The sequence below is a fragment of the Maridesulfovibrio pacificus (SeqCode) genome (genome assembly GCF_048612815.1).
Lineage (GTDB): Bacteria > Desulfobacterota > Desulfovibrionia > Desulfovibrionales > Desulfovibrionaceae > Maridesulfovibrio > Maridesulfovibrio pacificus.
Genome location: NZ_JBLZNE010000001.1, coordinates 1,927,501 through 1,939,322, shown reverse-complemented (window position 1 = coordinate 1,939,322; position 11,822 = coordinate 1,927,501). Strand labels below are relative to the sequence as shown.

General features: G+C 44.7%; 11 protein-coding genes. 5 read left to right on the top strand and 6 right to left on the bottom strand.

Features of this window, described 5'->3' with window-relative positions:
* Window positions 1-163: 163 nt before the first annotated feature.
* Window positions 164-994 carry a pseudouridine synthase gene (locus ACNI23_RS09090; RefSeq protein WP_420248100.1) on the top strand — a complete coding sequence of 277 codons (831 nt, stop codon included), beginning with the start codon at window positions 164-166 and terminating at the stop codon, window positions 992-994.
* Here the strand turns inward: ACNI23_RS09090 and ACNI23_RS09085 are convergent.
* The 3 genes from ACNI23_RS09085 to ACNI23_RS09075 all read right to left on the bottom strand — a co-directional run bounded on the left by ACNI23_RS09085 (window position 894) and on the right by ACNI23_RS09075 (window position 4,613).
* Window positions 894-2,042 carry a pentapeptide repeat-containing protein gene (locus ACNI23_RS09085; RefSeq protein ID WP_420248098.1) on the bottom strand — a complete coding sequence of 383 codons (1,149 nt, stop codon included), beginning with the start codon at window positions 2,040-2,042 and terminating at the stop codon, window positions 894-896. The two genes, ACNI23_RS09090 and ACNI23_RS09085, sit on opposite strands and share 101 nt — an antisense overlap.
* A 78-nt stretch (window positions 2,043-2,120) precedes the next feature.
* Entirely contained in the window at window positions 2,121-3,905 is a 1,785-nt protein-coding gene (ftsY, locus tag ACNI23_RS09080) for a signal recognition particle-docking protein FtsY (protein ID WP_420248097.1), read from the bottom strand.
* Window positions 3,906-4,115: 210 nt separating this feature from the next.
* On the bottom strand, window positions 4,116-4,613 hold the full coding sequence (locus ACNI23_RS09075) for a rubrerythrin family protein (RefSeq protein ID WP_420248095.1): 498 nt from the start codon (window positions 4,611-4,613) through the stop codon (window positions 4,116-4,118).
* Window positions 4,614-4,865: 252 nt separating this feature from the next.
* Between ACNI23_RS09075 and asnS the strand changes: the two genes are divergently transcribed.
* The 3 genes from asnS to ACNI23_RS09060 all read left to right on the top strand — a co-directional run bounded on the left by asnS (window position 4,866) and on the right by ACNI23_RS09060 (window position 8,125).
* Window positions 4,866-6,257, top strand: a complete 1,392-nt coding sequence (asnS, locus tag ACNI23_RS09070; RefSeq protein WP_420248093.1) for an asparagine--tRNA ligase — start codon at window positions 4,866-4,868, stop codon at window positions 6,255-6,257.
* A 163-nt stretch (window positions 6,258-6,420) separates the two neighbouring features.
* Window positions 6,421-7,185: a helix-turn-helix transcriptional regulator gene (locus ACNI23_RS09065; RefSeq protein WP_420248091.1), complete on the top strand. Its 765-nt coding sequence runs from the start codon at window positions 6,421-6,423 to the stop codon at window positions 7,183-7,185.
* Between the two features lie 61 nt (window positions 7,186-7,246).
* The gene (locus ACNI23_RS09060) at window positions 7,247-8,125 is read left to right on the top strand and encodes an SMP-30/gluconolactonase/LRE family protein (protein WP_420248090.1); all 879 of its coding nucleotides are present in this window, start codon (window positions 7,247-7,249) and stop codon (window positions 8,123-8,125) included.
* A 65-nt stretch (window positions 8,126-8,190) separates the two neighbouring features.
* Here ACNI23_RS09060 and ACNI23_RS09055 read toward each other — a convergent pair whose 3' ends face one another.
* Both ACNI23_RS09055 and ACNI23_RS09050 read right to left on the bottom strand, forming a co-directional pair.
* Window positions 8,191-8,652: an AraC family transcriptional regulator gene (locus ACNI23_RS09055; RefSeq protein ID WP_420248088.1), complete on the bottom strand. Its 462-nt coding sequence runs from the start codon at window positions 8,650-8,652 to the stop codon at window positions 8,191-8,193.
* A 24-nt stretch (window positions 8,653-8,676) separates the two neighbouring features.
* Window positions 8,677-9,570, bottom strand: coding sequence for an AraC family transcriptional regulator (locus tag ACNI23_RS09050; RefSeq protein WP_420248087.1), 894 nt, complete (start codon window positions 9,568-9,570; stop codon window positions 8,677-8,679).
* 156 nt (window positions 9,571-9,726) lie between these two features.
* Between ACNI23_RS09050 and ACNI23_RS09045 the strand changes: the two genes are divergently transcribed.
* Window positions 9,727-10,434: a lipid-binding SYLF domain-containing protein gene (locus tag ACNI23_RS09045; protein ID WP_420248085.1), complete on the top strand. Its 708-nt coding sequence runs from the start codon at window positions 9,727-9,729 to the stop codon at window positions 10,432-10,434.
* Here ACNI23_RS09045 and ACNI23_RS09040 read toward each other — a convergent pair.
* Window positions 10,412-11,491, bottom strand: coding sequence for an FUSC family protein (locus tag ACNI23_RS09040; RefSeq protein ID WP_420248084.1), 1,080 nt, complete (start codon window positions 11,489-11,491; stop codon window positions 10,412-10,414). The genes ACNI23_RS09045 and ACNI23_RS09040 overlap by 23 nt on opposite strands.
* Window positions 11,492-11,822 lie beyond the last annotated feature (331 nt).

Here is an 11,822-nt window from a genome sequence, read left to right as displayed (position 1 = left end):
ATGAAGGTCAACTTGGCAGCTTAAAAGTGTGTACTTGCTTTAAAAACGGCCACTTGAACAAATTCCATTGTGCTTAGTGAGTTGTATGCTGTTTCCCTTGCAGCGTAAACCCCGTTTAATGAATTGGAACGGTAATCAGCTAACAGAAACGGAAGAAAAACAATTGAATGAAATTGACAGAATTATAGCGGGTGATAGTGACGAAGGTTTGCGCTTGGATAAATTTTTACTCAAGCTGCTGCCAGATAGCGGATTGCGTGAACGCAGGCGATTGATAGAAAACGGTTTTGTGATGGTCAATGGCCGTAGTTGCCGTTCGGGCCTGAAAATGTTTCCCGGTGCGGAAGTAGTGCTGCTGGAAGTTGAGGATCGTGCCTGTGCTGTTGAGATTTTATCGCAGGTAAAGGTTGTAAAACAGGGCGACGGATTCGGAACCGTGTATAAACCAGCTGAATTGCACTCTGCGGCAATTGCCGGAAGCGCGGAGCCTTCCGTGGAAGAATGTCTGTCCGGTATTTTCCCCGGTAAAGAACCTATTCTCGCTAATCGTTTGGATTTTCTTACTTCGGGAATGTTGCTTATTGCTTTCGGAGTAGAGCGGGAAAATGAATTTCGTGAATATGAGGATTCCGGCACGGTGGATAAAATTTACCACGCCAAAGTGCACGGCATTCCTGAAGGACCTTTTGTTGTAAAGAACAGGCTTGATACTGCCGACCGCAAACACACCAAAGTGCTTGATGAGCAGGCTCCGGCCGAACGTTGGTCCAGTGCGGGGGTAGTTGAAAGTTATGAGGACGGCACTTCGCTTCTAGAAGTGCGCATCGCCAAAGGTGCCCGTCACCAGATCCGGGCACATCTCGCCCATGTAGGATTCCCTATAGTGGGCGATCCTATCTACGGTCATGAAGATGGAGCGGACAGGATGTATCTGCATCATCGCAAGATCGTTTTGCCGGGATTTGAGGCTGTTTGTGAGGCTGGGTGGGAGTAGGAAAATCTAAAAAGTTAATATCATTTTTATCATGTATAAGTCCGTGGTTTTCTATGTTTAGAGCTTCACACTGCCTTTTAGTCAAAAAGACATTATCGAAAGTTGTTGAGCTAAACTTAGAATTTTCTATAAATGCACCCCATAGGTTTGCTTTGGTTAATTTTGTTGTTTTGAGGTCTACCTCGTTAAGTTTGGCCCAGCTCAAATTTGACCTTTGTAAACCTGTATTGTTTAGATTGGAATATGTAAGGTCAGCCATCTCTAAATTTACTCCCTGCATATCTGAGTTTTTTAGGTTGGCCGAATGCAGGATAGCACCTTTGAGATTTGCTTCAATTAATGTTGCATTCATTAAATCTGCCTGTGCCAAGAAAGCATTTGACAAATCAGCCCGATACTCGTCAAGCAAATCAAGTTTATAAATTTCTTTAGTTACTAGTGAAGTGGCGATTTGAACATCATTACGAATTCCTACTTCTAATGGATTTTCATCTGTGTTTAAGCTCGGATCATTGGTAGGATTTCTAATAAATGCGCATAGGAGGTCGAGAATTATTTTTTTGTCACTCTTTTTGTCAGAGTCCTCAGCAGTTCTCCAAAGTGTATATATGCCGCCTATTCTTATACACATTTGTTCATTTCCAAGTTGCTCTGTTGCTTTGATAATTCGCTCTGTGATGTGTCCTTGTTCAGCAATATATGTTTGTTTAGAAAGGCTTTTTGATCTCCATGAAGCTAAGCATACTCCGATTAATCCTAATATTATTAGGCCGATATTGTGATATATTAGATAGTTCGCCGTGCCTTGCTTTGCGCCCTCCTTTAGGTGAGAGGTCAGTCCTACAAAGTATTCAGGAATTGGCAGTTTGGATAAAATGAATCCAAAAACAATAAGAGTAACAAAAAGTCCAGTGAGAAATAGTTGAATAGAAATTAACTTGCGAAATGTTTGTTTCAAATTAATAAGAAAAATTCTTTTATATCGGGAAACTAGGTCGTATCTAAAGAAAACTATTTTTTTATGTAATTTTTTTATTGGTGAAATCATCTTTCGCTTTGGTTCTTAAAAATCCCGTCCAGCTCAACAAGCCGGACGGGATTTTCATATTCTATATTCTTTTAATTCCTATGACAGCAACAATGCCTTGGCAAAGTCTTCGCCGTTAAACGGCCTGAGGTCTTCCATTTTTTCACCCAGACCGATGTGGGTGATGGGGATTTTGTGCTGCATGGTCACGGCGATCATGACGCCGCCTTTGGCTGTACCGTCCAGTTTGGTCAGGATCAGTTCATCAACACCGATTTCTTCGTTGAAGATCTTGGTCTGGGAAAGGGCATTCTGTCCGGTGGTGGCATCAATGACCAGTACACTGCGGTGCGGTGCTTCATCATGCTTTTTGCCGAGGACCCTGCGGATTTTATGCAGTTCTTCCATAAGGTTTGCTTTGTTGTGCAAACGTCCGGCAGTATCGAGAAGCATGAGATCGTAACCGTTCTTAACAGCGTAATCGATAGCTTCATAAGCAACCGCTGCGGGGTCGGAGCCTTCTGCCTTGGCATAGAATCCGGCACCTACACGGCGGGCCCAGACTTCCAGCTGACCGATTGCGGCGGCGCGGAAAGTATCACCGGCAACGATGAGAACCTTGCGGCCCTGCATCTGGGCGCGGTGGGCCAGCTTGGCGATGGTGGTGGTTTTACCGACACCGTTAACGCCGATCATCATGACAACTTCCGGAGGGTTGAAAGCTTTAATACGTTTGGGAACCTTGAAGATTTCGTCCAGTTCTTCGCGCAGCAGGTCTTTGAAATTCTCAGGGTTGGTTTCTCCGGCTTTGCGGATACGCTCTTTCATGCGTTCCACAAGTTCCATGGATGCGTCATAACCAACGTCGGCCATGATCAGGATTTCTTCGAATTCTTCCCAGAAATCATCATCAAAGGCGGTGTGGCTGGAGAGCATGGAGTCGATGCGCTTGGTGATCTGCTCGCGGGTCTTGTTCAGACCTTCGGAAAGCTTGATGAACAAACGGCTGCGCTCATCTTCCTCATCCTCAAGTTCAAGGGCGAGAGCCAGACGGTACTGGAGTTCGGAGCGGAAATCTTCCACATACTCGTAGTCCATCTCTTCAAGCCAGTCTTTGAAACGGGCGATGAAGTCTTCTGCTTCATTCTTGGGTGCTTCAAGAGCTTCCAGCAGGAATGCGAGACGATCCCAGAGATCATCTCCGGCTTCTTCAATATCTTTAAGAATCAGGCCCAGCCATACCGAAAGGCGCGGCTCTGCCTGCTGCAGAGATTTGGTCAGCTCAATCTGCCACTGCGGTTTATCTTCAGCGGGCTGTGCTTCGGTTTCCATAACCGGTTCAAGAATGGTCGGTCCGGCAGGCGCTGTTGTTTTTTCTACAACCGGCTCCGGATTATCTTCAACTGCAGGTGCTTCTTCAGCTTCCGGCTCAACAACAGGTTCTTCTACGGGCTCCGGTTCAGTCTCAATTACTGGAGTTTCTTCAACAGTTTCCGGCTCAGGAGCGGGCTCTTCAAATGAAATTTCTGGCTCTGCCACACCCCCTGGTTCAGTGGCCGGCTCTTCGATAATAGCTTCTTCTACCGGGATTTCAGCCTTTTCTTCAATTTCTTCCGGCTGGTCTTCTGCTACAGGAACTTCTTCGGTTGTTTCTGGCTCGGGTTCAACTTCTTCCGCAACTTCCGGCTCAGCTTCAACAACAGGCTCGGGTTCGGGAGTAGGTTCCGGTTCAGGTGCTTGTTCCGGCTCCGGCTCAGCTTCTACTTCCGGTTCTTCTATTTTTTCTTCCGGCTCATAATCATCGCCGAGGTAATCTTTAAGTGCTTGTTCAGCCCTGTCTTCCGGGCTGCTCCACAATTTTTTTACTTTCGAAAAGAATCCCATTGAAATCCCCTTTGCAGTCTATTTTGAACAGGCGAAGATAGCGCAGTAATCCCGGATGCGCAACCGTCCGGTTTTGGCTGTTTTCACTGTCAGCATTACAGATAGGTATTCAATGGAATTAGTCTAGGTCTTCTCCCCATAATGAATGAAAAAGCCCCGCACGCATAAATGCGGGCGGGGCTGATATTCATCTAAAAGATGGAGGTGGATTTAGTCCACTTTGTGGTATGCCTTGGGGGCTGCCCCACAGATGGGACATTTTTCAGTGGCTTCACCGTTCTGGGTATGACCACATACGGAACAGATGTAGAATTCTGCTTCTGCGAAAACATCACCGTCTGCATTGAGAGCTTCAGTGTAAAGGTTTGCGTGGATTTTTTCTGCTTCGTTGGCAAAACCGAAGTAGCGGAGTACTGCGTTTTCACCTTCAGATTTCGCATCTTCCATCATTTCAGGATACATGGATTCGAATTCGTAGCTTTCGCCTTCGATAGCCTGCTTGAGGTTTTCTTCAGTGGAACCGATGCCTTTCATGAGACGAAGATGTGCGTGAGCGTGAATGGTTTCAGCGGCAGCAGCTGCACGGAAAAGTTTTGCTACACCGGGTTTGCCTTCTGCTTCTGCTTTATCTGCGAAAGCGAGGTATTTACGGTTAGCCTGGGATTCGCCTGCAAAAGCTGCTTTGAGGTTTTCAAGTGTCTTGCTCATTGGAATTCTCCTTGTGTTACAATTTGGGTGTGAATTTATTATTAAAAAATCTTGGTTCCGCTTCGTTGAACTAATTAGTAACGATTCCTATTATGAAATGCAAGTAAAAAATGTAAATAGTTTTAAAAAATTATTGGCTCTAAATCTCTATATATTAATGATGCACAAGTTAGTTGAAATTTGCACGTCTAGAAGCTACATCTTACGCGAAGCGCAATTATCGGCGCAAAACCGAGTGATTGGAGACAATTTATGAGAAGAACATGCGTTAAAGATATCTTGAATGCGGAAAATGCTGCATCAGAAATTCTGGTTAAAGGCTGGGTCCGCACCAAGCGTGACAATAAGGGCTTTTCATTCCTGGAGGTTAACGACGGATCCTGCTTGAAGAATGTGCAGGTAATCATCGACCACACCCCCGAAATCGAGGCCGAACTTGAGAAAATTTCCACCGGGGCGTCAGTCAGTATCCTCGGTGAATTGGTTGAATCTCCGGGTAAGGGTCAGAAATGGGAAGTTCGTGGTAAATCTATTGAAATGCTCGGCTTTGCTGATCCCGAAACTTTTCCGCTCCAAAAGAAGCGTCATTCTGATGAGTTCTTAAGGACTATCGCTCATCTGCGCCCCCGCACAAATAAGTTCGGTGCAATGTTCCGCATCCGCTCCGAGCTTTCCTACGCGATTCATAAATTTTTCCGCGATAAAGGATTCTTTTACGTACATACCCCGATCATTACCGGTTCCGACTGTGAAGGTGCCGGGGAAATGTTCCGGGTTACATCTCTTGACCACGCAGCCCTTTCTAGCATGAAAAAGGAAGATCAGGCAGCTAATGATTTCTTCGGCAAGGAATCACACCTGACTGTTTCCGGTCAGCTCGATGCTGAAATGTATGCTCTTTCCCTCGGTCAGGTCTACACTTTCGGGCCTACTTTTCGTGCAGAAAAATCCAACACTCCGCGCCATGCAGCTGAATTCTGGATGATTGAACCTGAAGTAGCTTTCGCCGATCTTAATGATAACATGGATCTCGGCGAAGAAATGGTTAAGTATTTGATCAACCATGTTCTTGAAAATTGTGCTGACGATATCGAATTGTTCGCAAAATTTGTGGACAAAACTCTCATGGATACTTTGCGCAACACTCTTGATAACGACTTTGAACGTATTCGTTACGAAGACGCAGTGAATCTGCTGCAGCGTTGCAAGAAAGCCAAGAAATTTGAATATTACCCTGAGTACGGTCAGGACCTACAGACCGAGCACGAAAGATATCTCACTGAGAAGCATTTCAAAAAGCCGGTCATCGTTTATGATTACCCCAAGGAAATCAAGCCGTTCTACATGCGTATGAATGACGATGATAAAACCGTTGCTGCTATGGACCTGCTGGTTCCCCGAATCGGGGAGCTGGTTGGCGGATCTCAGCGTGAAGAAAGACTCGATGTTCTGGAAAGCAGAATTGCCGAAACCGGAATGGATTCCGAAGATTACTGGTGGTATCTTGATTCCCGCCGTTTCGGATCCGCACCCCATGCCGGATTCGGTATGGGCTTCGAACGTATGCTGATGTTGCTCACCGGTGTGACCAATATCCGCGACGTTATCCCGTTCCCCAGAACTCCTAAGAATCTTGAATTCTAATAATTAAATTATAAAGGGCCGTCTTGCACGGCCCTTTCTTTTTCCAATGCTGACAATCCCGCGTTTCATTCATAATTCTCCAGAATTCGCAGATATCACTGTCGATGGAATTACCTTTGTGCAATTCCAAAGCAGAAAATCAGAGATCCGTCACGAAGTTTGCGTGTCGCAGCACTCCCTCGTCTTTGTTCTGGAGGGTACTAAATATATCCATTCTACTGACGGTGATATGGTGATTCGTAAGGGTGAAGCATTTTTCTGCCGTAAGGGGTGTCATCTCATGTCTGAGATGATTCCGGAAAATGACGGGACATTTGATACCGTTCTTTTCTTTTTTGATGATGCCATGCTTGGTAATTTTGTGGATCATCTTTCTGCTGAAAATAATCCAATATCTTCCACGGATAGGTCTGCTTTCTGCATTAATGTTTCAGAGCAGGTCAGTATCTATCTCTCTTCTATGCTTTCTCTGTTTGACTCGCCGCTTGGTAAGAATAATGATTTTCTGCGGCTGAAAGTTCACGAACTGCTACATTATATATGTACCGCATCAGGAAATGATGAGTTCGTCAGCTTTTTGATAGCTTGCAGAAACAGTAGCAGGGGGGATTTGTCAGCAGTTATGGAGCGGTATTTTAATAAAAATATCAGCCTTGAAACTGTGGCGGAATTATCTGGACGAAGTCTTTCATCCTTTAAACGTGATTTTAAAAAAACTTTTAACACCACCCCTGCGCGCTGGATTCGTGAGCGCCGTATGTCTTGGGCGAAGCAGCTTCTGCGTAATTCAGGCAAGAGTATTACTGAAATTTCATATGAATCCGGATACGAAAGTTTGTCCCACTTCAGCTCTCTATTTCGCAAAAACTACGGAGTCACTCCCCGAGAATATCGAGCTGAACTGAATTCAGCAAAATCTGATCTTTAAACGCAAGTAATGCAGCAATCTTTGCGCTAGCTTTTCTTCAAACAGAACAAGGAGAAAGTTTATGCGTAAATATTCAATTATCGCAATCTGTGTTTTTATGATCTTGCAGCTTGCTGCCTGCTCAACTAAAAAAGCCATCATCAACGGTTTTTCATCCCCAGAAAGTGTTACCTCTGACGGTCATTATTTCTATGTTTCCAATGTGGGGGAAGAACTTAAACCAATGGATAAGGATGGAGATGGGTATATCTCCCGACTTTCTGATGAAGGAAAAGTTCTTGAGCGTAAGTTCATTAAGGGGTTGAACGCTCCGAAAGGAATGGTCGTACTCAATGACATTCTTTATGTTGCTGATATTGACCGGATCAAAGGTTATTCAGTGGCAGATGGAAATCAGGTGGCTGATGTTGATTTTTCCGCTGAAGGGACTTCATTTCTGAACGGGCTTGTTGCTATTGGCGAAGATGAGCTGCTTGTTTCTGCTATAGATACCGGGGCTCTTTATCTTTTGGACACATCCACCTCTCCTGTTTTTACCAAGCTTGAATGTGATTCTGATCTTTTCGGTCCCAACGGTCTTTCTTATGATTCCAAGACCGGAACAGTTTATCTTTGCTCATTCGGTAAGAACCACCAGCCTGATGGAATTGTAGGTAAAGGGCATATTGATGCGGGAAAGTTTTATTTTGAGAAAGTCAGTTCACGAAATGGATTTTATGACGGGATGGTTTATCACGAGGGAAATATAATCTTTTCCGACTGGGTAGATTTCAAAAAAGAAGGCATTTTGATAAAGCAGGATGTAAAAACAGGGGAGAGTGTAACGCTTGATCTTGGAGAGAAGCTCGGCGGTCCTGCTGATTTTTATCTGGACCAAAAAGAGAAAAGGCTCTGGATTCCAATGATGCTGGAAAATAAAGTTATGATTGTCGGATATTAATTCAGTTTTACAAAGATAACGCCCCGCAATCGTTTGTACGAAAGCGGGGCGTTTTTGAGTGTTGGCTACTTCAAAGGCATGAGCAAAATGGTAACAAGATGCTCAGGTTTTGTGTTGTTTGGATCGTTCATATACTGCTCGTAGCAGGGTGCTTCAGCGTGGGTTTCTCCGCTTTGGGGAAGCCAATTTTCGTAGAATTCGGTCCAGGAATCTTTGAGCTTTTCATAAGGTCCGAGGTGTGCAGCAACTGCATATTTGCCACCAGGAAAATCTTTAAGTTTGATTCCGGCAGGAACTTCCACCCTATTTTCCAAAGTAATGCAGGCTTCGGAACGCAGTTCTGCTGCAGGAACCTGGCCCGGATCATCGTGGTAAACTCCATAGAATCTGGTCTTCTCATTGAAATGACCGTTAGGACCAGCCCATGCACAAAGTTTTTTCCATGCTTCTCCTACCTCTTCATAGGGTCCAACATGTTCAGCATAAGCCATTGTCGCCGCATCAAGGGTCCAGATTTGTACGTCCATTTTTAGCGCTCCTCTTTTTAATTATTAATAAACTGCCAGCCAGATTTCCGTAACCGCTTCCTCGGGCGGAACATCCGGTGGGACTTTTATATATTTTTCAAATGACGGAATGGTGTTTTTCAGTTGGTAGCCGCTGCTGGGTAACCATTTACCATAAAGATCACGGTATATGCCGTGCATTTTTTCGTAAGGTCCGTAGTGGGTAGTCACCGCATACTTTCCGCCGGGGATAACCTGAATCCCCATCTCCGGGGGAGTTTCAACTTCTTCATCAACAGTAAAACATGCATCGTAGCGGATTTTACCTTCCGGGGTAACGTCCGGGTCATCGTAGGAGAGTCCAAGGAATTCTGTTTTTTCGGAAAACAGACCTTTACCATAGCCCCATCCGCAAAGTTTTTCCCATGCTTTAGTTACCTTATGGTAAGGACCTACATGACGGATAAATACTACTTGAATTTCATCCCGTGTACGGATTTCAACTTCGCAGGAATGCGGGGTGGCATCGAACTCGAAGCTCCCAATGCTTGGGTCTGGACGATAATGGATTTTTCCGTCACCTCCGAGCGCAAGCATGGCTCTCGCGTTGTTCCTGAAATCGCTGGGCGGAACCAGAAATCTTTTTTTGAATGCCCTGCTGAATGTCTCAGGAGATTCAAAGCCGGCATCAAGGGCAATATCCATAACAGTGGTATTTGAATAGCAAAGCCGATAAGAAGCACGCTCTAAGCGTAATCTACGGACATGTTCTTTTAAGCTTTCACCTACCATCCCTTTGAAAATTCGATGGAAGTGGGCAACGGAAAAACAGGCTAGTTCAGCCAGTATCTCCGGGGATAAGTCTCCATCCAGATTACGCTGGATATAGAGCAGTACCTCCATCATTCTTTCATTGTACGGTTTCAATATGGTAGACATTTATTCTTCCTTGAATGTGTTTCGTTAATATTTACTAAACATGTTTTGCGTGCTTTGACATGACATTTTTTATCATTCGATAATTTTCTTGAAAAGAAGAGAAATTTGAGTTCGGTGCCAGTTGCTGATTTGAATCATCTCAGGTTAGATTACATCATGAATAAGAAGATAACAGCAGTCCTGCTGGGACTGGCAATTGCCATACTTAGCTCGTGTACTCCGGTGAAACAATTTGTAGGTAATCCCTGCGTCAGCAATGCCTCAACGACAATGCAGCGTATTGTCGATTCATCGGCTTGTGCCCTTAACCAAATGAGATCCAAAGAGAAGGGGCCGTATATTGATTATTTACTGGAAGAGTCGCGGGCTGTGTTCATCTTTCCGGATGTGTACAAGGCCGCATTTTTTGTGGGAGCTGAAGTAGGGCCGGGAGTTCTTTGTGCGAAGGACGATACCGGATTTTGGAACGGTCCCGTTTTTTTTAATATGGCCGGTATTGATATCGGCCTGCAGGGTGGGGTTGAAGGTAAAACACTGCTGGTGTTTCTTATGGATGATCAGGCTCTTGATGATGCTCTTGGCGGAAAAATCGACCTTTCTTTGGGCGTGGATATGGCCGTGGGGCATACTGCCGACCGCAGCAATCGCGGGACTTTTGATGTTGAAGGAAATGTCGTGCTACTGGTCGATCAGGCCGGAGCGTATGGTGGCATGACTGCTCGAACAGGAGCATTCATGGTCAGCAACGACTTCAATAAAAGATATTATGGGAAGAAAGTCAGCGTACGTGAGCTGCTCTTGAGCCATAAGTATGACAAGCCGCAAGCTGATAAATTATTACTTAGTCTGGCTGGTGTTTATTAGTCTTGTCTTTTTGGGCGTTGATTTTTTTTCTTTCTCTTGTGTAGCGGAGCAGGTCTTCACAAATGAATTGAGCACTATGATAGAAGGCAAAAAACTGAATCATTTTTTGTAAATAAAATCTGCGAGTTGCTCCCTCATTACGCAGATCTTCAAGGCGTTTTTGAGAAGCTACCAAAGCGTCATGAAGAGACTGTTCGTTCGGTATTTTTTTGGAGCCGATAGCGCGCATAGCCTTGGAAGTTGCTTGTGCGAGTTGACGCAGCTCATTTTCCATTATGATATGATAGCCTTCTCCGTGCACATGACTCAAAGCATGCAGCATGGCCCTTAAGTGTGAAGCGCACTTTTCAAGGATTTCGACTTTCATGCCCAGTAACTGGGTGTCTTCTACATATATGAACCTTTCAAGACGGATTACTTTGGCGTAGATTTCCCTGTTTTTAGCCAGTCTACTGTTAAATGATTCAAGGGCACTGGGAATTAGACAGCTCTGTTTATCGAGAAAACCTTCCATGAGTGTTTCATAGTTTGCCGCGCATTCTTCGAATTGATTAAATAATTCGGCTTTTAGTGTTTCAGATGCACGCAATGGCCAGATTGAAATACTGGTTACAAAGGCACTGGCAACACCTATACCGATTTCAAGTACTCTGAAGAGTCCGAATTCAATACGGTTCGGCTCGCCAAGGCTAGCCAGCGTTACAATGGTCACAGTGATTGCCGCCATTTTGTAGCGGTTGTTGTATTTGGTCATGTAAGCGCAGAAACCAACTGAAAGGAAAAGTGCCAGCATGGTCATGTAAGGTGTCTGCGGAAAGATAAGTATGCATAAAACACCGATGAAAGCGCCGATGGCTGTACCGGAAAAACGGTACCAGCACATCTTAATTGAGTCGGCAACGTTGATCTGCATGACAATAACTGCGGACAATGCTGCCCAATATCCGAATTTGAGGCTGCATAGATCCGCCACAATAAATGCAAGGACAGCGGCGATGCCGGTTTTGATGCCATGTTTGATATGAGCTTTATGAGGGTTGATAGCTGCGAATTTCATAATATGTTCAGTATGCCTGATTGGTTAAGAGTTGAAAGTAAGGCTTATTAATATGTATACTATAAGAAAGTTGGCAATAGATAGTTGGTTATATTTTTAAATAAAATACCAATCTCTGCAAACCCGCACCACTAAGCCATTTCTATAATTTAATCATTAGATATACCAACAATAATTCAAAAACCCCTTGACCCCAAGCGCAGTTTTCCATAGAACCACTTTCCTCGGCTGATGACGGCCCTGAACGGGTGCAGCACAGCTGAGTTTTTTTTGACTAACCGGTCGTAAAACGGTTGACATTCGGAGCGGGATTACATAGTTTCCCAATCCG

Excerpts from the sequence above, each read along its gene's own strand:
- ACNI23_RS09085 (WP_420248098.1), bottom strand. The coding sequence starts at position 2,042 with ATGATTTCACCAATAAAAAAATTACATAAAAAAATAGTTTTCTTTAGA.
- ftsY (WP_420248097.1), bottom strand. The coding sequence starts at position 3,905 with ATGGGATTCTTTTCGAAAGTAAAAAAATTGTGGAGCAGCCCGGAAGAC.
- ACNI23_RS09075 (WP_420248095.1), bottom strand. The coding sequence starts at position 4,613 with ATGAGCAAGACACTTGAAAACCTCAAAGCAGCTTTTGCAGGCGAATCC.
- asnS (WP_420248093.1), top strand. The coding sequence starts at position 4,866 with ATGAGAAGAACATGCGTTAAAGATATCTTGAATGCGGAAAATGCTGCA.
- ACNI23_RS09060 (WP_420248090.1), top strand. The coding sequence starts at position 7,247 with ATGCGTAAATATTCAATTATCGCAATCTGTGTTTTTATGATCTTGCAG.
- ACNI23_RS09055 (WP_420248088.1), bottom strand. The coding sequence starts at position 8,652 with ATGGACGTACAAATCTGGACCCTTGATGCGGCGACAATGGCTTATGCT.
- ACNI23_RS09050 (WP_420248087.1), bottom strand. The coding sequence starts at position 9,570 with ATGTCTACCATATTGAAACCGTACAATGAAAGAATGATGGAGGTACTG.
- ACNI23_RS09045 (WP_420248085.1), top strand. The coding sequence starts at position 9,727 with ATGAATAAGAAGATAACAGCAGTCCTGCTGGGACTGGCAATTGCCATA.
- ACNI23_RS09040 (WP_420248084.1), bottom strand. The coding sequence starts at position 11,491 with ATGAAATTCGCAGCTATCAACCCTCATAAAGCTCATATCAAACATGGC.